We start from the raw sequence: 21,654 nt of genomic DNA, 5'->3' as shown, positions 1-21,654 counted from the left end.
TGCCAGCGGCGCGCGGCCAGAACCGCCTGCGCCGCGGCATCCTCGCCGGTGCCGAGCGCCGCCTCTGCCGCGGCTTCCATTGCCGGATCGAGGATCATCTCGCGGGCGATGCCCTTGAGCGTGGCAAGCTGGTGGCCGCGGGTTTCCGCCCCGCCGCGCGGCATCATCACCCGTGCGTCCCATTGCAGCGCGTTGACGCTGCAGAGGACGTCGTTGAGTCGGGCGACACGGGTCGAGAGCTCGCTGGTCATGCTGCCGCCTCCGCCGCGCCGGTGCCGCCATCATGCAGGTGGCAGGCGACGGAATGGCCGGTCTCGGGGGCCGCGAGCCGGGGAACCTCGATGCGGCAGCGCGGGCCGGCGAGGGGGCAGCGCGGATGGAAGGCGCAGCCCTTGGGCGGGTTCAGCGGCGAGGGGATCTCGCCCTTGATCGGGTGGAAGGCGGCGCGGCCGGTGCCGAGCGTGGGCACCGAGGCGAAGAGCGCCTCGGTATAGGGGTGCATCGGCCGCGCGTAGAGCCGCGCGGCACTGGTCAGCTCGACCACCCGGCCAAGGTACATGATCGCCACCCGGTCGCAGACGTGGCGCACCACGGAAAGGTCGTGGCTGATGAACAGCGCGGTGAGGTCCAGCTCGCGCCGCAGGTCGATGAAGAGGTTGAGCACCTGCGCCTGGATCGACACGTCGAGCGAGGCGACGGCCTCGTCGAGCACCAGAAGTTCGGGCTCCATGGCGAGGGCACGGGCGATGGCGATGCGCTGGCGCTGGCCGCCCGAGAATTGGTGCGGCAGGCGGTCTGCATAGGCGCCCTCGAGCCCGACCTGCTCCAGCAATTCCGCGACCCGGGCGCGCAGGCGGGCGGGCTCGACGATGCGGTGCACGCGCGGTCCCTCGGCGATGGTCTCGCCGACCTTCATGCGCGGGTTGAGACTGGCGAAGGGATCCTGGTGGATCATCTGCACACGGGTGGTCAGCTTCTCGATGCCGTGGTCCGAACCGCGGGCCACCGGAGTGCCGTCCAGCGTGACCGCGCCCTCGGTCGGGGCGTAGATGCCCGCGACGATCCGCCCGAGGGTGGACTTGCCACAGCCGGATTCGCCGACGATGCCCAGAACCTCGCCGCGCGTCACCTCGAGCGACACATCGGTCAGCGCGTGCACGGTGCTTTCCGAGCTGCGGCCGGTGATCCGGTCGATGCCGCGGCCCAGCAGGCCCGGCTTGCGGCTGAACCGCTTCGAGACGGTGTCGATCTTCAGCAAGGGGTCGGTCATATCGCCTCCAGCGGATGATGGCACAGGACGTGGCGCCCATGCGCCTCGTGCAGGGGAGGGGGGGCTGGCGCAGGCCTCGGTGGCGAAGGCGCAGCGCGGGCGGAACGGGCAGCCGGAGGGCAGGTTCGCCAGCTGCGGGGTCGCGCCGGGGATCTGCGGCAGCTTGGCGCCGGGTTCGTGCAGGCTTGGTACGCTGTCGATGAGCCCGCGGGTGTAGGGGTGACGCGGGCTGCCAATCACCTGCTCGGCGGTGCCGCTCTCGACGATGCGCCCGGCGTACATCACCGAGATGTCGTCGGCGAGCGAGGAGATCACGGCAAGGTCATGGGTGACCCAGACGATTGCCGTGCCGGTCTCGTCGGCTAGCCGGCGCACCTCGGCAAGGATCTGCCCTTGGATCGACACGTCGAGCGCGGTGGTCGGCTCGTCGGCGATGATCACCGCGGGACGGTGCAGCAGCGCCATGGCGATGGCGACGCGCTGGCGCATCCCTCCCGAAAGCTGGTGCGGATAGGCCTGCAGCCGCTCGGCGGGGGCGGGGATGCCCACGGTCTCGAGCGCCTGCCGGGCGCGGTCCCAGGCGGCGCGCTTGCTCATCTTCTCGTGCACCCGCACCGCCATGGCCATCTGGTCGCCGACGCGCAGCACCGGGTTCAGCGTCATCATCGGGTCCTGGAAGACCATCGAGACCTTGCTGCCGCGCATCCGGCGCAGCGCGTCGGGCGGCAGCGCGCGCAGGTCGGTCCCCTGCACCAGCACCTGCCCGCCAGTGACGCGCCCCGGCTCGTCGATCAGCCCGAGCACCGAAAAGCCGGTGACGCTCTTGCCCGAACCGCTTTCGCCGACCAGCCCCATGATGCGCCCCGGCTGCACCGAGAAGCTGACGTCGTTGACGGCGGTGACCGGGCCCTTGCGGGTCTCGAAGCGGGTGGTGAGACCGCGGACCTCGAGCGCGGCGGTCATCGTTGCCTCCGCGGGTCGAGCACGCTGCGCACCTGGTCCCCGACGAGATTGATCGCAACCACGGTGATCATCAGGAATATCCCCGGATAGATGGACAGCCAGTAGCGGTCCGAGTGGATGTACTTGAAGCCGTTCGAGATCAGCGAGCCGAGCGAGGGCTCGGTCAGCGGCAGGCCGACCCCGAGGAAGGAGAGCGTGGCCTCGAGCGCGATGGCGCTGGCGACCTGCACCGTGGCGACCACGATCAGCGGCGGCATGACGTTGGGCAGCAGGTGGCGGAACAGCACGCGGCGGGTCGGCAGCGGCGTCGAGCGCGCGGCCTCGATGTAGTCCTTGCTGCGCTCGACGGTGGCGGCGCCATGGGTGGTGCGGGCGAAATAGGCGTATTGCGCGACGACCAGCGCCAGGATGATCTGCCCGACGCCCTGTCCCAGCATCGCAACCAGCACCAGCGCCAGCAGGATCGCGGGCATCGACAGCTGCAGATCGACGATGCGCATCAGCAGGCTTTCCACCCGGCCGCCGAAATAGGCCGCGGTGAGCCCGACGCAAATGCCGGTGAAGAGCGCCAGCGCCCCGGCGGAGAGGCCGATCACGAAGCTGGTGCGCAGCCCGTAGAAGATCGCCGAGAGCATGTCGCGCCCGGCGTTGTCGGTGCCAAGAAGGTGGGTGTAGCCGCCCGAGCCGGTCTCGCCGGGGTGCAGGAAGGCGTCCATCCAGTCGAGCGCGGCCATGTCGTAGGGATCCTGCGGCGAGACCAGCGGCGCGCCGAAGGAGACGAAGGCCAGCAGCAGGATCACCACCAGCGAGGCCACGGCCACCGGCGAGCGGCGGTAGTCGGCCCAGAAGTTGCGCAACCGCTGCGCGCGGGTTTCGGTCTCGGGCGTGGGTGGCAGGGGCAGGGTGGCCTGCGCCATGGAAGCGGTGTCGGACATCAGGCTTTCCCCTTGAGGCGCACGCGCGGGTCGAGCCGAGCGTAGACAAGATCGACCACGAGGTTGATCAGCACGAAGAGGATCACCACCAGCACCAGGTAGGTGACCATCACCGGCCGGTCGAGCTGCAGGATCGAGTCGATGATCAGCTTGCCGACGCCGGGCCAGGTAAAGACGCTCTCGGTGACCACGGCGAAGGCGAGGGTCGAGCCGAGCTCGAGGCCAAAGACCGTGACGATCGGGATCGAGATATTGCGCAGCACGTGGTTGAACACGATCTGCCGGTCGGGCAGCCCCTGCGCGCGGGCGAATTTCACGTAGTCGGTCTGCATCGCCTCGACCATGCCGGCGCGGGTCAGGCGGATCAGCAGGCCCATCTTGAACAGCGACAGGTTCAGTGCGGGCATGATCACGTGGCTCCAGCCGTCGGCGGTGGCCAGCGAGGTGGGGATGCCGAAGAGACTGCCGACATCGCCGCGCCCGCCCGAGGGCAGCCAGCCGAGGTTCACCGCGAAGGCCATGATCAGCAGCATGCCGATCCAGAAGGTCGGCACCGAAAAGCCCAGCACCGAAAGCGCCATGATCGCGCGGGCGGCGAGGCTGCCCGGCTTGTAGCCGGCGTAGAGCCCAGCCGGTATGCCGATGAAGGTCGCGATGCAGACAGACACGAAGACCAGCTCCAGCGTCGCGGGAAGGCGCGAGAAGACCAGGTCGACCACCGGGATGTTGTAGACCATCGAGGTGCCGAGATCGCCCTGCGCGACATTGGCGAGGAAGGTGAAATACTGCCGCCAGAGCGGTTGGTCGAGCCCGTACTGGGCGATCAGCTTGGCGCGGATCTCCTGTGTCGCGCCGGGGTCGATCAGCACGTCGATCGGGTTGCCGATGGCGTAGACGCCGACGAAGACGATGATCGACATGGCAAAGACCACGACCACGGCCTGGGCGAGACGCCTGGCGAGATATCCTAGCATTGGGGCCCCTTGTCGGTGACGGCGCGCGGCGGAAGCGGCCCGCCGCGCGGTTGCAGGCAGGGGCGCCCGGGTGGGCGCCCCCCTTTATCAGTGGTGCGTCCGGATCACTTGGCCGGCCAGATCTCGTAGGCGCGGGTCTCCTGGTCGACGCGCGGCGCGAAGGTCAGCGAGGCGGCGTCCGCCGCCCAGACCGTCTGCAGGATGACCGTCGGGATCAGAGCCCGGTCTTCCATCGCGATATAGGAGGCTTCTTCATAGAGCTTGCGGCGCGCCTCGGGGTCGAGCGTCTGCGCGCCCTCGTCGAAGACCTTGTCGAACTCGGGGTTCGAATAGCCGGTGCGGTTGAAGTTGCCGAAGCCCTTTTCCTCGTCCGGGCTGTGGGCGAGCGCGCCGTAAGTGTAGGCCGCCTCGCCGGTCAGCGTGCCCCAGGCGGACATGGCCATGGTGTATTCCTTCCGCGCCGCGGCCGGGAAGAAAACGGTGCCATTGAGCGCCTGCGCCTTCACCTTCAGCCCGAGGCGCGACCACATCTGGGCCAGGGCCTCGCAGACCACGGCGTCACCGGGAACCCGGTTGTTGGTGCAGGTGAAGTCGATCTCGAACCCGTCGGGATAGCCGGCTTCGGCCAGCAGGGCCTTGGCCTGCTCGATGTCGTACTCGCGGGCGCCGATCTTGTCGGAGTAGCCGAAGAAGCCCTCGGGCATCAGCTGGTTGGCGGGGGTGCCGAGGCCTTCGAGGACGACATTGACCAGCACGTCGCGGTTGATCGCGAGGTCCAGCGCCTTGCGCACGCGCACATCCTGCAGCGGGTTGCCGTCGACCGGCTCGCCGTTGAGCGTGATCGGCTGCGGCTCTTCATCGACGACCGAGGGCTGCACGTTGAGGATGTAGACCGAGTCCGAGATGAAGGTCTCGAGACCGGAATCGTTCTTCATTGCCAGGTAGTCGGAGGCGGGCACGTAGTTGATCATGTCGACCTCGCCCGAGCGCAGCGCGGCGACGCGGGCGGCATCGTCGGGGATCTCCTTGCGGATGACCTTGTCCCATTCCGGCGTCTCGGCCCAGTAGCCGTCGAATTTCTCGAGCACGAGATCGCCCTTGGGCTGCCAGGAGACAAAGGTGTAGGGGCCGGTGCCGATCGCCTTGGCGCCAGAGTTGAACTCCTCGTTGCGCGCTTCCATGCCGGTCTCGGAGGGCACGACGAACAGGCGGGTGAAGTCGTTCGGCAGGGCCGGGGCGATGCCCTTGGTGTGAATTCGCAGCGTGTAGTCGTCCACCACTTCGACGCTGTCGACGTATTTGGTGTAGAGCGTCATCGACATCGGGCCGGTGACTTCGGGGATGCGCTCGATCGAGAATTTCACGTCCTCGGCGGTGAAGTCGCTGCCGTCGTGGAATTTCACGCCTTCGCGCAGCTTGAAGTCCCAGGTCGTGTCATCCACGGCTTCCCAGGACAGGGCGAGACCCGGCTTTAGCTGCAGGTTGTCATCCACGTCGACCAGCGTGTCGTAGATGTGGCGCAGGGCTTCGGCCTGGCTGCCGAGGGTGGACCAATGCGGGTCAATGGAATCGGGGCCGGCGCGCAGGCCGATCACCAGATCGTCCGCCATGGCCGTCGATGCTGTCCCCAGCAGGGCCAAAGCCGCGACGGCGGACTTGAGTGTCGCTCGTGTCATCTTGAAACTCCCTTATTGTGTTATTTGATGTTGTTACACTGTGGTCAGATATTGATACGGTCAAGGAAATGTTGATACGAGTGATTGGGTGAGGATGGTATGCACGAATAATGTGCAGGGAAAAACATAACACTTGGCAGTTAAAGTGTTTAAATGCATTGTGACGAAATGAGCAGGAAACAGGCCCAACTCGATCAATCCCTGAACCGCATCGCCGAGGCGATCGACCGCGATTCGTCGGTGCAGGTCTCTGTGCAGCTGCGCGGGGCGCTGGAATTCGGCATCGCCTCGGGCGAGCTTCCCGCCGGCGCGCGGCTTCCGTCTGTGCGGGTGATGGCGGCGCGGCTCGGCATTTCGCCGGTCACCGTCAGCACGGTTTACGCAACGCTGCAGGAGGCGGGGCACATCGAGGGGCGCGTCGGCTCGGGCACCTTCGTCGCCGCCGGGGCGGGGGTCACCTGCGCCTCGCAGTTGCGCAGACTCGACGAGTTGATCGCCGAGCTGATCCGGGTGGGGCAGCACTGCGGCTTCAGCGCCGACGATCTGGCCACGCGCGTCTCTACCGCGCAGTCCCGCAAGCGCCGGTCGCTGCGATTGCTGATGCTCGGCAATTTCCACGATGCGACCGAGGCCTATGCCGCCGCGCTGCGCCCGCGTCTGGCGGACGGCGATGAGATGATCTCGGGCGTGCTGTCGGAGCTGCGCGGCGCGCCGCCGCAGGGGATCGACGTCGTGGTCGCGCCCCGCACGCTGCTCGGCGCGGCGCGCGAGCTGTTTCCCGAGGCGGCGGTCTACGGTCTGACGCTGATCCCGGACGAGGCGACGCGGGTGGCGCTGGCTTCGCTGCCCACCGATGCGAGGGTCGTCGGCTATTCCTATTTCCCCGAGTTCGTCACCATCATGAAGGCGGGCATCCGGCGCTTTGCGCCGCATGTCTCCGATGTCTCCATGGCGGTGCGCGGCGAGCCGGGCGCCGAGGCGCTGATCGCCGAGGGTGACGTGCTCGTCTATGCCACCGGGACCGACTACCTGCGCGAAGGGCTGCGGCCCGGTCAGACCGCCTTTGAGTATCGCCACACCCCCGACAACAAGTCCGTCCGGTCCGAGCTTCTGCCGGCCATCGAGGACCATCGCCTGCGACTGACCAGCAAGAAGGAAGACTGACTTGAGGATTTCGGAAAGCAACTGGTTCGAGATCGAGACATACCTCGAGACCGACGACCGCTGCGTGCTGCCGCTCGGCAGCACCGAGCAACACGCCTACCTGAGCCTCTCGGTCGACTCGATCCTGTCGGAAAAGGTCGCTGCCGATGCCGCCGAGCCGCTCGGCGTGCCGGTCTTCCCAGCGCTGGCCTACGGGCTGACTCCCTACTTCATGGCATTCCCCGGCAGCGTGACGCTGAAGCTCGCGACCTATGCCGCCGTGGTGCGGGATATTCTCGACAGCCTTTACGCCACCGGCTTCCGCCGCATCCTCATCGTCAACGGTCACGGCGGCAACAGCCCGGTGCAGCCGGTCACCATGGAATGGATGCAAGCCAACCCGGGCGCCCGCTGCCGCTTCCATGACTGGTGGCGCGCGCCGAAGACCTGGGCCTGCGTGCAGGAGATCGACCCGGTGGCCAGCCACGCGAGCTGGATGGAGAACTTCCCCTGGACGCGGCTGCCGGGGCGGGAGCTGCCCGAGATGCAGAAGCCTTTCGTGCCCTTCGAGCGGCTGCGCGACCGCGACGCCGCCGGGGTGCGCGCGCTGATCGGCGATGGCAACTACGGCGGGGTCTACCAGAAACCCGACGCCGAGACCGACCGGCTCTGGACCGTGGCCGTGGAAGAGACCCGCGCGCTGCTCGATGGGGACTGGGCATGAGCGCGCGGCCGGTCCTGATTTGGGGCGCGGGGGCGATCGGGGGTATTCTCGGCGCCTATCTCGCCCGCGCCGGGCGGGCGGTGCACATGGTCGACATCGTGCCCGAGCACGTCAAGGCCATGCGCACCAGCGGGCTGCGCATCGAAGGGCCGGTCGAGGAGTTCACCCAGGTGCTGCCCGCCAGCACCCCGGAGGAGCTGACCGGCACTTATGAGATCATCATCCTTGCGGTGAAGGCGCATGTGACCGAGGCGGCGCTGGAGATGCTGCTGCCGCATCTGGCGCCGGGCGGGTACGTGGTCTCGGCGCAGAACGGGCTCAACGAGCGGGTCATCGCGGCGCGGATCGGTGCGGAAAATACCGTCGGCTGCTTCGTCAACTACGGCGCCGACTGGCTGGAGCCGGGGCGAATTCTCTTCGGCAACCGGGCCGCGGTGGCGGTGGGCGAGCTTGACGGGCAGATCACCGACCGCGCCCGAGAGGTCCACGCGCTGCTGTCGGTCCTCGAGCCCGAGGCGGTGCTGACCGACAACATCTGGGGCTATCTCTGGGGCAAGATGGGCTATGGCGCGCTGCTCTTCTGCACCGCGCTGACGCCCGACAGCATGTCCGACGCCATGGCCCGGCCCGAGCACCGCGAGGTCTACGCGCGGCTCGGCCACGAGGTGATGTCGCTGGCTGCCGCCGAGGGCGTCACGCCGCTCGGCTTCAACGGCTTCGACCCCGATGCCTTTCGTGCCGGGGACCGCGCCGCCATCGACGCTTCGATGGACAAGATGGTCGCGCACAACCGCAAGACCGCGAAGACCCATTCCGGCATCTGGCGCGACCTTGCGGTGCGCAAGCGCCGAACTGAGGTCGACGCGCAGATCGGGGTGATGGTCGGGCTGGGCCACACGCATGGCATCGAGGTGCCGGCGCTGGCGCGGATGGTCGAGCTGATCCATGACATCGAGGAAGGCCGGCGCACGCAGTCCGCCAATCTGGTGACGGAGATGCTGCCGCTATGCACCTGAGTTTCGAAGGCAAGGTCGTCGCCGTCACCGGCGCGGCGCAGGGCATCGGCGCCGCCATCGCACGGCGCTTCGCCGCCTCGGGCGCGCAGGTCGCGGCGCTCGACATCGATCTGGGGGGGCATGGCGCCGCTCGGCGCCGAGGGCATGAGCCTGCACGCCGCCGATTTGGGCAGCCGCGACAGTGCAGGGGCGGCGATCGCCGAGGTGCTGGCGCGGCATGGGCGGATCGACGTGCTGGTCACCTCGGCTGGCGGGGTGCGCGGCCAGGTGGGGCGCCCGATCGAGGAGATCGCCGAGGAGGATTGGCACGCCATCTTCCGTGCCAATGTCGACGCCGCCATGTGGTGCGCGCAGGCGGTGGCGCCGGGGATGAAGGCGCGGGGGGGCGGGGCGGATCGTCACCATCTCGTCGGGCGCCGGGCTGCGACCCAGCCTGACGGGCATCCAGGCCTATGCCTCGGCGAAACATGCGCTGGTCGGGCTGACCCGGCAGCTTGCGCTGGAACTGGGGCCGCAGGGGATCACCGTCAACTCGGTTGCGCCGGGCTTCGTGCTGTCGAACCCCTCGACCGAGAAACAGTGGGAGGCCTTTGGCCCCGAACGCCAGAAAGCCGTGCTGAACGGCATTCACACGCGGCGGCTTGGCCGGCCCGAGGATATCGCCGGTGCCGTGGCCTTCCTGGCCTCGGAGGCGGCGGAGTGGATCAGCGGGCAGGTGTTGTCCGTGGACGGAGGACACGCATGAGCGAGCCGCACGAATGGGACGAGGCGCAGTGGCGCGGGCTGGTGGGGCAGGTGCGCGCAGGGCGCAGCCTGCTGCCGGAGCGCTGGCCGGGCGGCGCGCGCTGCGCCGTGGCGCTCAGCTTCGACAGCGACCATGAAACCAACGAGCTGCGCGACGGCGGCACCTCGATCGCCCGGCTCGGCTGGGGCGAATACGGCGCGCGGCGCGGCATCCCGCGGATCAAGCAGGTGCTCGACCGGTTTGACGTGAAGGCGAGCTTCTTCGTTCCCGCCGTCGCGGCGCTGCTGCATCCCGAGGAACAGCGGATGCTGGCGCAGGAGGGCCACGAGATCGGCCTGCACGGCTGGATCCACGAGCGCAACACGCAGGTGCCGCCCGAGGTTGAGCGCGAGCTGATGCTGCGCTCCGCCGACACGCTGGAAAAGATCACCGGGACGCGCCCGGTTGGGATGCGCACGCCGTCCTGGGACTACTCGCAGGTCACGCTGAAGATCGCGCGTGAGCTGGGGCTGCTCTACGACAGTTCGCTCTTCAACGACGACGATCCCTTCGAGATCCTCGACGCGGGCGAGCCGACGGGCATCGTCGAGTTGCCGGTGGAGTGGATCCGCGACGACGCCGTCTATTTCATGATGAACCGCTTCGGCGCGCAGCGGCCCTATACGCCGCCCGCCGATGTGCTCGACATCTTCCGCCGCGAGTTCGACGGGGCGCGGGCCGAGGGCGGGCTGTTCCTGCTCACCATGCACCCCCATATCACCGGCTACCGCTCGCGCATCTTCATCCTCGAGGCGCTGCTCGAGCACATCACCGCCACGGGCGACTGCTGGGTCGCCACCCATGCCGAGATTGCCCGCTATTGCGCCGAAGAGGCCGGGCTGAAAGGACCGAAATGACCACATATTCGCTGGCGATCCACGGCGGGGCCGGGACCATCCTCAAGTCGCGGATGACCCCCGAAAAGGAAGCCGCCTATGAGGCCGGGCTGGCCCGCGCGCTCGAGGCGGGCGAGGCGGTGCTGCGGAGCGGCGGAAGCGCGATGGACGCGGTGACCGCCGCGGTCTGCGCGCTGGAGGATGAGCCGCTGTTCAACGCCGGGCGCGGCGCGGTCTTCACCACCGAAGGCGTGCAGGAGATGGACGCCTGCGTGATGGACGGGCGCGACCGCAGCGCCGGGGCCGTCGCGGGCATCTGCGGCCCGCGCAACCCGGTGCGCGCCGCTCGTGCGGTGATGGAACGCACGCCGCATGTGCTGCTCATCGGCCCGAACGCGCTGCAAGTGGCGCGCGACGCCGGGCTGCCCTTCGAGGACCGCGACTACTTCTTCACCCAGGCGCGGTGGGACGCGCTGCAGGAGACGCTGGAGATGCGCCGCAAGGGCGAGGAGAGCGACGATCCCGCACGCCGTCACGGCACGGTGGGGGCGGTGGCGCGCGATCGCGCGGGCAACCTCGCGGCCGCGACCTCGACCGGGGGCATGACCGCCAAGCTGCCCGGGCGGGTCGGCGACACGCCGCTGCCGGGAGCGGGAACCTTCGCCGAGAACGCCACCTGCGCGGTCTCGGGCACCGGCCATGGCGAGATTTTCATCCGCTACACGGCGGGCAGCGAAATTGCCGCGCGGATGAGGTTCCTTGGCGAAACGCTGGAGGACGCCGCGACACATGTGGTGATGAATGACCTGCACGACCACGACGGCTCGGGCGGGGTGGTTGCCGTGGCGCATGACGGCAGCATCGCGATGCCCTTCAACTGCGAGGGCATGTACCGCGCCAGTGTGCGCGAGGGAGAGTTGCCTGTCCTGGCCATCTACCGCGAAGATTGACGCGATGGGCCGGCCGTGCATCGACGCGTGATCGAAACATTTCGGCCCGGCGGCGGGCGCCTGCATCGCTCCTGGGACGACGCAATGGTCGCAAAGGCGTGGTCCGTGCAGAAATCCGCCGCGGCACAAAGAAAAGCCACGTGATTTCCCACGTGGCTTCTCTGCTCTTGGTGGCCCTGAGGGTCAGGCCGTCTGTCGCCGGTTTGCGGCCAACTGCCGGAACGCGGTGGGCAGGATCAGTACGATTCCGATGATCGTCGCCGTAATATTGGGAGCGACCAGCAGGATCGCGGCAAAGGCCAGTACGGCTCGTTCCAGCCAGTGGAGCGGCGCGAACAACCAATTGGAGACCGCGGCCGACAGCGCCCAGATGCCCAGGACCGCGCCGCTGAAGGCGAGGAAGAAGGCAGACCAGGTGAACCCGTCGGTGACGAGCAGCAACGCAGGCTGGAAGACGAAGATGAACGGCACCAGTGCCTTGCCCATGGACAGGCGGAAGGCTGTGTTCCCCGCCTTGAAGGCGTTGGCTCCCGCGATGCCCGCCCCTGCGTAGGCCGCCATTGCCACGGGCGGTGTCACATCCGCCAGCACCCCGTAGTAGAACACGAAGAAGTGGGCGACCAGCGGCTCCACCTGTAGCAGACCCAGCACGGGGGCGGCGACGGCGACCATGATGATGTAGTTCGCCGTGGTCGGGATGCCGCAGCCCATCAGGATGCAGACGATTGCCGTCAGGATCAGGGTGAAGAGCAGCGTCAGGGTCTGCACGCCCATGATCTCGACCGGCAGAACAGACAGCCAGCCCGAGACTTCCGTGGCCCAGCCGGAGGCGACGCCGGTCACCATGTAGGCGATCTTGAAGCCGACGCCGGTCAGGGTCACGACGCCGATCACCACGCCGACCAGGGCGGCGGCGGCGGTCACCGCGAGCGACTGGCGGGCGCCGAGGATGAAGCCTTCCCAGACACCGCGGACGGTGCCCTTGATGCCTTCGGCAAGACCGCCGGCCATGATCTGCTGGATCGCCAAGACGATTATGCAGGCGGTGATAGAGTAGAAGGCCGCGGCGAAGGGCGTGCGGCCGGACAGCAGCACGGCCACGAGGATCACCAGCGGCACGACCGACAGCCAGCCGGCCTTGAGCACCTTCCATGCGTTCGGCAGCTCGGAGGCCGACAGTCCGCGCAGGCCGAGGCGGCGTGCCTCCAGGTGAACCTGCACGAGAACCCCGAAGAAGTGCATGAAGGCCGGGACCAGCGCAGCGGTCAGGATCGTGGTGAGCGGCACGCCGAGGTATTCGATCATCAGGAAGGCGACCGCCCCCATCACCGGCGGCGTGATCTGCCCGCCGGTGGACGAGGCGGCCTCGACGGCGGCCGCGAAGTGGCGCGGATAGCCGATGCGGATCATCGCCGGGATCGTCAGCGAGCCGGTGGTGACGGTGTTCGCGATCGACGAGCCGGAAATCGAGCCGAGCAGCGCCGAGGACACGACCGAGACCTTGGCCGGACCGCCAGCATAGCGACCGGCCAGTGCCGAGGCGATATCGATGAAGAGCTGTCCCAGACCGATCCGCGTCGCCATCACCCCGAACAACACGAAGTGGAACACATAGGTCGCGATCACCCCGAGCGCGGTGCCGTAGATGCCCTGCGAGGTCAGGTAGAGGTGATTGACGATGTTCGACCAACTCGCGCCGGGGTGCACGAGGATGCCCGGCATGTACTGGCCGAAATAGGCGTAGGCGATAAAGAGCAGCGCGATCACCGGCAGCGGCCACCCCATGGAGCGGCGCACCGCCTCGAGCAGGACCACGATCAGGATCGTGCCCATGGCGACATCGATGGGCAGCGGGTTGCCGACGCGGAACGCCAGGTCTGCGTAGATCCATGGCACGTAGAGCGCGGCTGTCGCCCCGGCCAGCATCAGGATCCAATCCGTGATCGGCAGCCCGCCAGGCGCGAGCACCGAGGGGCGGATTTCCTTCCGTCCGAAGGCGGAGAAGCTGAGGAACACCAGCAGCAGCGTCGCGCCCAAGTGCAGGCCGCGGTGCGTGGTGGCCTGCGGAATGCCGAAACCGGCGGTGTAATAGTGATAACACGACAGGGCGAAGAGGATCACCCCGGCCGCGATGGCCAGCGGTTTCGCCAGCACCCGGAACCGCAGCTCGGGGTCGAATTTTTCTTCCAGCGCCTGAAGCTCTTCGGCGCTGAGGCTGCGGATGTCGTCACCATCCGTCAGCGGTTGAGGTCGGTCCTGGGTCATCGGGGCTCCGGGATGTCAGGTGGTCGGGGCAGGGGCCGCGGCGGGGGCGCGGATTCCCAAAGCAAGCCGGGGCCACGACGATGCGCGGCCCCGGACGTGACGGTGGTCAGCTGTGTCCGATCACTCGGTCAGCAGGCCGGCCTCCTTGTAGAAGCGCTCGGCGCCGGGGTGCAGCGGGATGCCGATACCGTTGAGGGCGGTGTCCTTGGTGATCGCTTTGCCCTTGGCGTGGCCGGCATCCAGTTGCTTGCGCGTGTTGTCGTTCCACAGCGCCTTGGTGATGCCGTAGATCAGCTCTTCGGGCTGGTCGGCCGAGGTGATCCATTGCGCACCAACGGACAGCGTGTTCACGTCGTCGGCGGTGCCTTCGTAGGTGCCGCCCGGGATCGTGTCGGAAGCAAAGAAGCCGTAGGTTTCGCAGATCGAGGGGGCCTCGTCGCAGCTGATCGGGACGATGGTCACGTCGTGCTGGCTGGACAGCTCGGCGATTGCGCCCGCCGGGTAGCCGCCGACGAAGAAGAACGCGTCCATGGCACCGTCGCGCATGCGGTCTGCAGCCTGGTCGGGCTTGAGGAACTCGGCCTTAACGTCGGACTCGGAGAGGCCGTAACCCTCGAGGATGATGCGGGCGTCAACCAGAGTGCCGGAGCCCGGCTCGTCCATCGAGACGCGCTTGCCCTTCAGGTCCGCGACCGAGGCAATGCCGGAGTCGGCGCTGGCCACGAGGTGGATCGATTCCGGGTAGAGGTTGGCGATGGCGCGCAGCGATTCGACCGGCTCCTTGCCGTCCCAGATGCCTGTGCCGGTGAAGGCCCAGGTTGCGACGTCCGACTGCGAGAAGCCGGATTCCAGCGTGCCGCCGGCGATCGCGTTGATGTTGGCCACCGAGCCGTTCGCGGAGAGTGCCGAGGCAACGAGCCCCGGAACGCCGCAGGAGCCGCCCTCTTCACAGGCGCGCGAGCCCGGAGGCGAGGAGATCGCGTTCGCGAGCAGGCCGCCGATCGGGTAGTAGGTGCCGGCGGTGCCGCCGGTACCGATGCGGAAGAAGGACATTTCCTGCGCGGAGACGGAGCCTGCAGTCATAGCGGCAGAAACCGCCAGCGCAGCCCAAAGCGTCTGGTTTTTCATAGAGTTCTCTCCAAAGTCACTGAGGTACCTAAGACCTCCGCAATCTATCGGCCCTTCCCCTGTCCACACAAGCGCATTCGTGTAAGCATAGATGACACGACTTGCGCGCTTAGGAGTGCCTTCAGTGTATTGGTCTCCGAGTGCGAAAGGTCTTGGACGGTAAATCTCGGATCGATGCGATTCATAGGGCCGCGCCATCCGGCCCGGACCACGCGCGGGGGCAGATCCGCAGTGGCAGTCCTGTCGCTCGCGTGACACCGCCCTTCTAGGACTGCTGGATCATATCAGCGGCTTTCTCGGCGATCATCACCACTGGCGAGGCCGTGTTGCCGGATACAATCCGCGGCATGATCGAGGCATCGACCACACGCAGGCCGTTCACCCCCCTGACGCGCAGCTTGGGGTCGACCACCGCTGCCGGGTCACTTCCCATCCGGCAGGTGCCGACCGGGTGAAAGATGGTTGTCGCGATGTTGCCCGCCGCCTCCAGCAGGTCCGGGTCGCCCACGACGGCCGGGCCGGGCAGGATCTCCTGCGGTGCATAGGGGGCCAGCGCACGGGCCGTCATGATCTGCCGCGCCTGTCGGATGGAGGCCAGCGCGATGCGCCGGTCGGCGTCGGCGCTGAGATAGTTGAGGCGGATCTCCGGCTGCCGGTCCGCCGCAGCGCTGGTGATATGGCTCGAACCGACGCTCTCCGGCCGCAGGTTGCAGACCGATACGGTGATGGCCGGGAAGCGGTGCAGCGGATCGCCCAGCTTGTCGGTGGAGAGCGGTTGGACATGATACTCGAGATCGGGCATGTCGAGCGAGGGGTCAGAGCGGGTGAACATGCCGAACTGGCTTGGGGCCATGGACATCGGACCGCTCCGGCGAAGCGCGTATTCGGCCGCGATGCGCAGCTTGCCGCGCAGCGAATTCGCCACCTCGTTCAGCGTCACCGTGTTGCTGACGCGGAAGACGGTGCGGATCTGGAGATGGTCCTGAAGGTTCGCGCCGACCCCGGGCTGGGCATGGCGGACGTCGATCCCGAGTTCCCCAAGAAGACGCGGATCGCCGATTCCCGAAAGCTCCAGCAGCTTGGGCGAATTGATCGTCCCCGCCGCCAAGAGGACTTCGGCTTTCGCGCACGCTTCATGCACGCGCCCCTTGTGGCGAAAACGGACGCCGGTCACCTGCCGTCCCTCGATGAGCACCCTCTCGGTTTCCGCATGGGTCATCACGCGAAGGTTCGGGCGCCTCATCGCCGGTCTCAGGAAGCCCTTGGCGGTGTTCCAACGCACGCCGTTGCGCTGGTTCACCTCGAAGAAGCCCGAGCCTTCATTGCTGCCATCATTGAAGTCAGCGCGGGGCTCGATGCCGAATTCCTTCGCCCCTTCCTGCACGGCGCGCAGGATTTCCCACTCCAGCTTCTGCCGCGACACCTTCCATTCGCCGCCCGCCCCGTGCAGGGGGCTCGCCCCGGCGTGGTGGTCCTGCGACTTGATGAAATAGGGCAGCACGTCGTCCCATGCCCAGCCAGGATTGCCGAGCTGACGCCAGCGATCGTAGTCGGCGGCATGGCCGCGCATGTAGATCATGCCGTTGACCGAACTGCATCCTCCCAGAAGCTTGCCGCGCGGGTAGGCGAGACGGCGGCCGTTGAGCCCGGGCTCGGCGGCGGTGGTCATCATCCAGTCGGTGCGGGGATTGCCGATGCAATAGAGATACCCGACGGGAATATGCACCCAGTGATAATTGTCCGACCCGCCCGCTTCGAGCAGGAGCACACGACATTTCGGGTCGGCGCTCAGCCGGTTGGCAAGAACGCAGCCCGCAGTTCCTGCCCCGACGATGATGTAGTCGTAATCGCCTTCAAGAGGCTGTGGCCTTGTCATGATATCTGCCTCCGCTCGCTCAGCCGCGGGCCCAGAACGGACGCATGGCATCGCGCAGGTCGAGATAGCGGCGGTAGCGGGCCTCGTAATGGGCCGCCATGGCAGGGTCCGGCTTGTAGCTCGCGCTGACACGGGTCATGGCCGCGATGCCGCTCTCGTAGGTATCGAAAATCCCCGCCCCGACGCCCGCCCCGATGGCGGCGCCAAGTGCACCGGTCTCCTGCGCCTCCGCGACGCACACCGGAACCTGGATGCCGTCCGCGAACATCTGCGGCCACACCGGGCTGCGCGAGCCGCCGCCTGAGAGCGCAGCGTGATCAAAGCACACACCTGCGCGCTTCAGGGTCTCGATGTGGCGTCGATGCTCGAACATCACACCCTCCATCAGCGCGCGCAGCAGATGCCCTTCCGTGTGCCATCCGGCGATCCCGTAGAAGCCGGCACGGAATTCCGCGCCCTCGCCCGATCCGTAGAGGAAGGGGTGAAACAGCGGGTCATCCTCGGCCGGCACCACCTCGGCGACCCGGGCATTGCAGTGGCCGAACGGATCGGGGTGATGCCCGCCACGCTCGACGAATTCCCGCACGTACCATTCGAGGTTGGCGGCGGAGGTGGCGCTGGAGTCGATGTTCACGAAGCGCTCGGGGCCGAAGCCGGCAGCCATGAAGACGCTGTCATTCACCACCGGGGCCGAAGAGAACACCTGGTTGATGCTCCAGGTCCCGACGATAATTGAGGCCTCGCCGGGGGCGACCACCCCGGACCCCATGGCGCTGGAGACCACGTCGAAGAACCCGCCGATGACCGGTGTGCCCTCGGCGAGACCGGTCTGGTCGGCGGCCCCGGCGCTCACCCGTCCGGCGATCTCGCTGGGGTCGACGAGGCGCGGCAGAAGCGGGCGCGCGTCCGAGAGTCCGTAGAGGTCCAGCAGCGTGTCGTCATAGGCGCAGTCCGGCATCCGCAGCAGCCCGCAGCCCGACATGTCCGAGCTGTCGCTGGTCAACTCGCCCGTCAGGCGGAAGTTGATGAAGTCCTTGCACAGCAGCAACGTCCCGGCCTCGGCATAAAGTTCGGGCAGGTTCTGCCTGACCCAGGCAAGAAGGGTGGGGGTCTGAGCGGACCATGGTTTCTGCAGGCATAGCGCGTGCAGGGCATCGCCCGACGCGTCGCCAAGCTCCGCGGCGACGCGTTGTCCGCGGGTGTCCAGGGACTGGATCCCGATGAGCGGCGCGCCGGAGCCGTCCAGAAGATAGAGCCCGTTGCCATGGCCCGCGCAGCCGATCGCCGCGATCTGCGACGGCTCTATGCCAGCGCTCTCGATGCAGGTGCGGATCGCCACACAGGCATTCGCCCAGAGCTCATTGAGGTCGCGTTCGACATGGCCGGGCTGCGGCGTCGAGGACCGCCCGTCCAGCGCGTGCATGGCGATCTGCCGGCCCTCCAGGTCGAAGAGCACGGCCTTGATCACGGTGTTGCCGGCGTCGAGCCCCAGCAGATATGTCCTGTTGTCAGCCACGGTTGTAGATGTCCCACGCTTCTTCGCCGCCCGCGCCCTGATGGATCATTGCCATCAGCGCCGAGACCACGGCCTTCGGATTGTCATGCTGATAGATGTTGCGGCCATAGACCATGCCCTTGGCGCCCTGCGCCATGAGCGCGGCGGATTTCTCCAGCACCTGGCGCAGGTCCTCCCTGCCGCCGCCGCGCACGAGCACCGGCACCCGCGCGGCCTCGACCACCCGGTGGAAATCCTCGGGATTTGCAGTCGGGTCCGCCTTGATGATGTCGGCCCCCATTTCCGAGGCAAGCCGGACAAGCGTCACGATCTTTTCCGCATCGCCATCCACCTGATAGCCGCCGCGCACATCGTTGGGCAGCATCACCAGCGGCTCGATCATCAGCGGCATGCCGTACTTGTGGCAGGCCGCGCGTACGCGCGAGATATTCTCGACGCATTGGCGGAACAGCTCGGGTTCATCGGGCAGCATGAACAGATTGACCACCACGGCTGCGGCATCCATCTCGAGCGCACCGATGATCGGCTCGTCGGCATTCTGCAGCATCGACCACATCACCCGATGCCGCTGGTCGTTGTAGGGGTTGCCCATGTCGATCCGCATGACCAGCGCGGGCTTGTCCTTCTCCGGACGGCTCTGCAGCAGATCCGCCTGGCCATAGGCGCATTGGATCGCGTCGGGCCGCGCGCCGATCAGCGTGTCCATCACCGCGGCCATGTCCTCGAGACCGACCATGAAGCTCGGCTCGTTGCAAACGCCGTGATCTATCGCCACGTCGAGGCACCCGCCATTCGTGAACATCCGGTTCATGCGGGCCTTGCTGCTAACGCGCATTCGGTTCTCCTTTGCGTTGATCTTTGGTCCAGCACCTGCGGGGAGACCCCGTGGTAGCGGTGAAGTTCTTGCCTGAGCGCCTCGATCTCTGCGGCGCGTTGCTGCGCCGTCCATTCGAGCGCCCGGCCCATGGCGTCGGCGATGCCGTCGATCAACTCGGTGCTGATCTGTCCGGTGATTGCCAGATCGCTGCGCCGAAGCACGACGTCCGACAGGTGCAGGGCGCGCTCTTGCGCGGTCATCCAGGCAATCTCGGCGGCCGTCAGGGTTCCGCTGCTTGCGAGGAGCTGGTCGTCGGCGCGGGCGGCGCAGAACGCCAGGACATCATTCGCGAGGCTCCCGTAGGTCTCGGCCATGCGCCGGGCGCGCTCTTCCGAAATGTCGAAGCGTTGCCGAAGCTCCTGCGCGAGCGCGGCACTGCCGGGAAAATTCCGCCCGCCGCCGATCGGCAACGTTCCGGTATGTGCCACGCGTTTGTGCCCCAGCTCGGCAAGCACGACGTCGGTCGTTTGCTCGGCAAATGCCCGGAAAGTCGTCCACTTGCCGCCGACCATGCAAATTTGCGGCACCACGCCGTCGATCCGGTGGGTGAAATGCCCACGCGAGATGCGCCCGGTGAAGGCGTGGTTGCTTTGGGGCAGGGGACGAATGCCGCTGTAGCTGAAGACGATGTCCTGCTCTGCGAGCGGGAGATCGGGAAAGACTCGCCCCACGGCCTCCAGGATATAGCGGCGCTCGGGCTCGGTGCAGGCGGTCCGCGTCGGCGTCTCGACGCGGATGTCGGTGGAGCCGGCAAGCACCTTGCCCAGGTAGGGAAAGATGATGCAGACCCGTCCGTCAGAGTTCTCGAAGAAGATCATGTGCCCGCCGAGCGCAGCGTGCAGCGCGGGATTGTCGAGGATGAGATGCGATCCCTTCGTCCCCGACACCATTGGGGTGTCGTTCTGCGCGGCGTCCCCGAGATCGCGCCGCACCTCGTCGAGCCATGCCCCGGCGGCATTGACCACCAACCGCGCCGCCACGGGCAGGGTGTCCCCGGTTTCGCGATCGGTGAGCCTGAATTGATCGCCGTCGCGGGTGATCTCGGCGTAGTTCAGGGCAAGGGACTCCGGTGCCATCCGCGCGGTGTCGAGCACAAGCTCCAGGCCAAGTCGCTCGGGATAGGAAATCCAGGCGTCGTGATAGGAGGCTGAGCACCGCACCTCAGCTGACAGGGCCGGCCACTTGGCGTGCGTGGCCCTGCCCTTGCGGAACTTGTGCGGGGGCAGGGCGCGTCGCCTGCGGGTGACCAGATCATAGAGCGTCAGCCCGATCTTCACCGGAAGGGCGCCGCGCCGCGCGGGCTTTCCGGACTGACCAAGGAATCCCGCCGCCGCATTGAGCATGCCCGAAAACACCGAGCTGAGGGGAATGGTGGTGGGCAGCGGCCGCACAAGATGGGGCGCGTTGCGCAGCAGGGCGTCGCGCTCGGCGAGCGACTCCTTCACCAGCCCGAATTCGCCGTTCTCGAGATAGCGCAGGCCGCCGTGGATCATCCTGGAAGGCGCGGCGCTGCACCCCGAGCAGAAGTCGTTCCGCTCCACCAGCAATACCCGCAGGCCCTGCAGCGCGAGCTCGCGATAGACACCAAGCCCGTTGATCCCGCCGCCGACGACCAACACGTCGAAGCGGGCGTTCTCGCGGATCTTGTCGAAGCTGTCGTGTCGTTCCAAAGGTATAACTCCTCCGTTCGCCGGAGAAGCTCTCCGGCGCTGGATGGTTCGGCAGGCTCTGGGCGATTAGCCGTCGAGGTCGATGAGATGGCGCTCCGCGGCGGTGGAGATCGCGGTGATATCCGCCTGCTCCAGCCGCATGCGGCCCGCTGCCGCGTTCTCGCGGGCCTGTTGCGCGGTGCGCGCGCCGCAAAGCGAGAAGGTGATACCGGGCTGTTGCACCGTCCAGGCGATCACCGTCTGCGCCAGAGTCGCGCCATGCGTTTCGGCGATCAGCGCGATCTCGTCCATGAAGGCCGCGATTTTGCGCCGGTTGTCCTGCGAGAACCGCGGGTTATCACGGCGCTGGTCGTCTCCGGAAAAGACCCGGTCCGGCCCGACCTTGCCGCTGAGCAGCCCGAGCGCGAGCGACGAGTAGCTCAGCACCGAAACCCCATGCTCGCGACAGAGCGGAAGGAGCGATTGCTCGAGATCGCGCTTGAGCATGCTGTACTCTTCCTGCACCGCGTCGAGCTGACCCGCGGCAAGATAGGCCGTGACATCGGACGGCGTGGTGTTGCTGGCACCGATGGAGCGGATCTTGCCCTGCGCCTTCAGGATCTCCAGCGCCTCCATCGTTTCTTCGATTGGGGTGGTCGGGTCCTGCCAATGGGTGATGTAATGGTCGATGCGGTCGGTCCTGAGCCGCTTCAGGCTCTGTTCTACTTCGTAGATGATCGCGCTCCTGCCCAAGTAGCGATGCACCGGCTGGCCGTCGTAGTCGAAGAAGTGGTTGCCCTTGGTCGTGTGCCACACCAGCCCGCATTTCGTTGCCAGAACCACCTTGTCGCGCCGACCGACAAGGGCCTTGCCGACGATCTCCTCGGCCAGACCCTGCCCGTAGGCGGGCGCCGTGTCGATGAGGCTCACGCCCTCGTCGACCGAGGCCTGGATGGCTGCGATGGAGGCGGCCTCTTCGGTTCCGCCCCACATCCAACCGCCGATCGCCCATGTCCCGAGCCCGATCACCGAAGCCTCGATCCCCGATCTTCCGATTTGGCGCGTCATCATT

The 21,654-nt window shown here is 67.2% G+C and carries 17 protein-coding genes and 3 pseudogenes; 8 read left to right on the top strand and 12 right to left on the bottom strand.

The features are described 5' to 3' along the window. The 5 genes and pseudogenes from CLG85_RS20175 to CLG85_RS20155 all read right to left on the bottom strand — a co-directional run. Positions 1–251: pseudogene (locus CLG85_RS20175) on the bottom strand (carboxypeptidase M32); the annotation flags it as partial. After that, positions 248–2,233: a dipeptide ABC transporter ATP-binding protein gene (locus tag CLG85_RS20170; protein ID WP_260349912.1), complete on the bottom strand. Its 1,986-nt coding sequence runs from the start codon at positions 2,231–2,233 to the stop codon at positions 248–250. The pseudogene CLG85_RS20175 and the gene CLG85_RS20170, both read right to left, overlap by 4 nt. Then, positions 2,230–3,168 carry an ABC transporter permease gene (locus tag CLG85_RS20165; protein ID WP_095882631.1) on the bottom strand — a complete coding sequence of 313 codons (939 nt, stop codon included), beginning with the start codon at positions 3,166–3,168 and terminating at the stop codon, positions 2,230–2,232. Before CLG85_RS20165 ends, CLG85_RS20170 begins: the two co-directional genes overlap by 4 nt. Further along, positions 3,168–4,142 (bottom strand): ABC transporter permease, encoded by a 975-nt coding sequence (locus CLG85_RS20160; protein ID WP_095882630.1) that lies wholly within the window; start codon positions 4,140–4,142, stop codon positions 3,168–3,170. Before CLG85_RS20160 ends, CLG85_RS20165 begins: the two co-directional genes overlap by 1 nt. Positions 4,143–4,246: 104 nt before the next feature. Then, a complete protein-coding gene (locus tag CLG85_RS20155) occupies positions 4,247–5,818 on the bottom strand; it encodes an ABC transporter substrate-binding protein (protein WP_095882629.1) in 1,572 nt (523 codons plus the stop codon). Positions 5,819–5,986: 168 nt separating this feature from the next. On the opposite strand from CLG85_RS20155, the gene CLG85_RS20150 reads away from it, so the two are divergent. From CLG85_RS20150 to CLG85_RS20115, 8 genes and pseudogenes are all read left to right on the top strand, one after another. Then, the gene (locus CLG85_RS20150) at positions 5,987–6,982 is read left to right on the top strand and encodes a GntR family transcriptional regulator (RefSeq protein ID WP_095882628.1); all 996 of its coding nucleotides are present in this window, start codon (positions 5,987–5,989) and stop codon (positions 6,980–6,982) included. Position 6,983: 1 nt separating this feature from the next. After that, a complete protein-coding gene (locus CLG85_RS20145; protein ID WP_095882627.1) occupies positions 6,984–7,685 on the top strand; it encodes a creatininase family protein in 702 nt (233 codons plus the stop codon). Beyond that, a complete protein-coding gene (locus tag CLG85_RS20140; protein ID WP_095882626.1) occupies positions 7,682–8,701 on the top strand; it encodes a ketopantoate reductase family protein in 1,020 nt (339 codons plus the stop codon). The genes CLG85_RS20145 and CLG85_RS20140 overlap by 4 nt, the downstream gene beginning before the upstream one ends. Next, positions 8,692–8,763, top strand: a pseudogene (locus CLG85_RS20135) (hypothetical protein); the annotation flags it as partial. The gene CLG85_RS20140 and the pseudogene CLG85_RS20135, both read left to right, overlap by 10 nt. A 58-nt stretch (positions 8,764–8,821) precedes the next feature. Further along, positions 8,822–9,031, top strand: a pseudogene (locus tag CLG85_RS20130) (SDR family NAD(P)-dependent oxidoreductase); the annotation flags it as partial. 64 nt (positions 9,032–9,095) lie between these two features. After that, positions 9,096–9,446 carry an SDR family NAD(P)-dependent oxidoreductase gene (locus CLG85_RS20125; RefSeq protein WP_311735015.1) on the top strand — a complete coding sequence of 117 codons (351 nt, stop codon included), beginning with the start codon at positions 9,096–9,098 and terminating at the stop codon, positions 9,444–9,446. After that, on the top strand, positions 9,443–10,342 hold the full coding sequence (locus CLG85_RS20120; protein ID WP_095884083.1) for a polysaccharide deacetylase family protein: 900 nt from the start codon (positions 9,443–9,445) through the stop codon (positions 10,340–10,342). The genes CLG85_RS20125 and CLG85_RS20120 overlap by 4 nt, the downstream gene beginning before the upstream one ends. After that, positions 10,339–11,271 (top strand): isoaspartyl peptidase/L-asparaginase family protein, encoded by a 933-nt coding sequence (locus CLG85_RS20115; protein WP_260349911.1) that lies wholly within the window; start codon positions 10,339–10,341, stop codon positions 11,269–11,271. Before CLG85_RS20120 ends, CLG85_RS20115 begins: the two co-directional genes overlap by 4 nt. Before the next feature lie 183 nt (positions 11,272–11,454). On the opposite strand, the gene CLG85_RS20110 is transcribed toward CLG85_RS20115, so the two are convergent. The 7 genes from CLG85_RS20110 to CLG85_RS20080 form a co-directional block, all read right to left on the bottom strand. Further along, positions 11,455–13,536: a TRAP transporter permease gene (locus tag CLG85_RS20110; protein ID WP_095881053.1), complete on the bottom strand. Its 2,082-nt coding sequence runs from the start codon at positions 13,534–13,536 to the stop codon at positions 11,455–11,457. 120 nt (positions 13,537–13,656) lie between these two features. Further along, a complete protein-coding gene (locus tag CLG85_RS20105; RefSeq protein ID WP_095881052.1) occupies positions 13,657–14,664 on the bottom strand; it encodes a TAXI family TRAP transporter solute-binding subunit in 1,008 nt (335 codons plus the stop codon). Between the two features lie 265 nt (positions 14,665–14,929). Next, positions 14,930–16,540 carry a GMC family oxidoreductase gene (locus CLG85_RS20100; RefSeq protein ID WP_095881051.1) on the bottom strand — a complete coding sequence of 537 codons (1,611 nt, stop codon included), beginning with the start codon at positions 16,538–16,540 and terminating at the stop codon, positions 14,930–14,932. Between the two features lie 19 nt (positions 16,541–16,559). Next, positions 16,560–18,056 (bottom strand): FGGY-family carbohydrate kinase, encoded by a 1,497-nt coding sequence (locus CLG85_RS20095; protein WP_095881050.1) that lies wholly within the window; start codon positions 18,054–18,056, stop codon positions 16,560–16,562. Beyond that, positions 18,049–18,891: a class I fructose-bisphosphate aldolase gene (locus tag CLG85_RS20090; protein WP_095881049.1), complete on the bottom strand. Its 843-nt coding sequence runs from the start codon at positions 18,889–18,891 to the stop codon at positions 18,049–18,051. The genes CLG85_RS20095 and CLG85_RS20090 overlap by 8 nt, the downstream gene beginning before the upstream one ends. Further along, a complete protein-coding gene (locus CLG85_RS20085) occupies positions 18,864–20,552 on the bottom strand; it encodes a glycerol-3-phosphate dehydrogenase/oxidase (RefSeq protein WP_235865309.1) in 1,689 nt (562 codons plus the stop codon). Before CLG85_RS20085 ends, CLG85_RS20090 begins: the two co-directional genes overlap by 28 nt. 117 nt (positions 20,553–20,669) lie before the next feature. Next, complete coding sequence (locus CLG85_RS20080; protein WP_235865308.1) at positions 20,670–21,653, bottom strand: aldo/keto reductase; 984 nt, start codon at positions 21,651–21,653, stop codon at positions 20,670–20,672. Position 21,654: the final 1 nt, after the last annotated feature.

Origin of the sequence: Alloyangia mangrovi, from assembly GCF_002300555.2 — a bacterium.
In the GTDB taxonomy this organism is placed as follows: Bacteria; Pseudomonadota; Alphaproteobacteria; order Rhodobacterales; family Rhodobacteraceae; genus Salipiger; species Salipiger mangrovi.
Note: the sequence above shows the minus strand (reverse complement) of the source record. Positions and strands in the feature narration are given on the sequence as shown.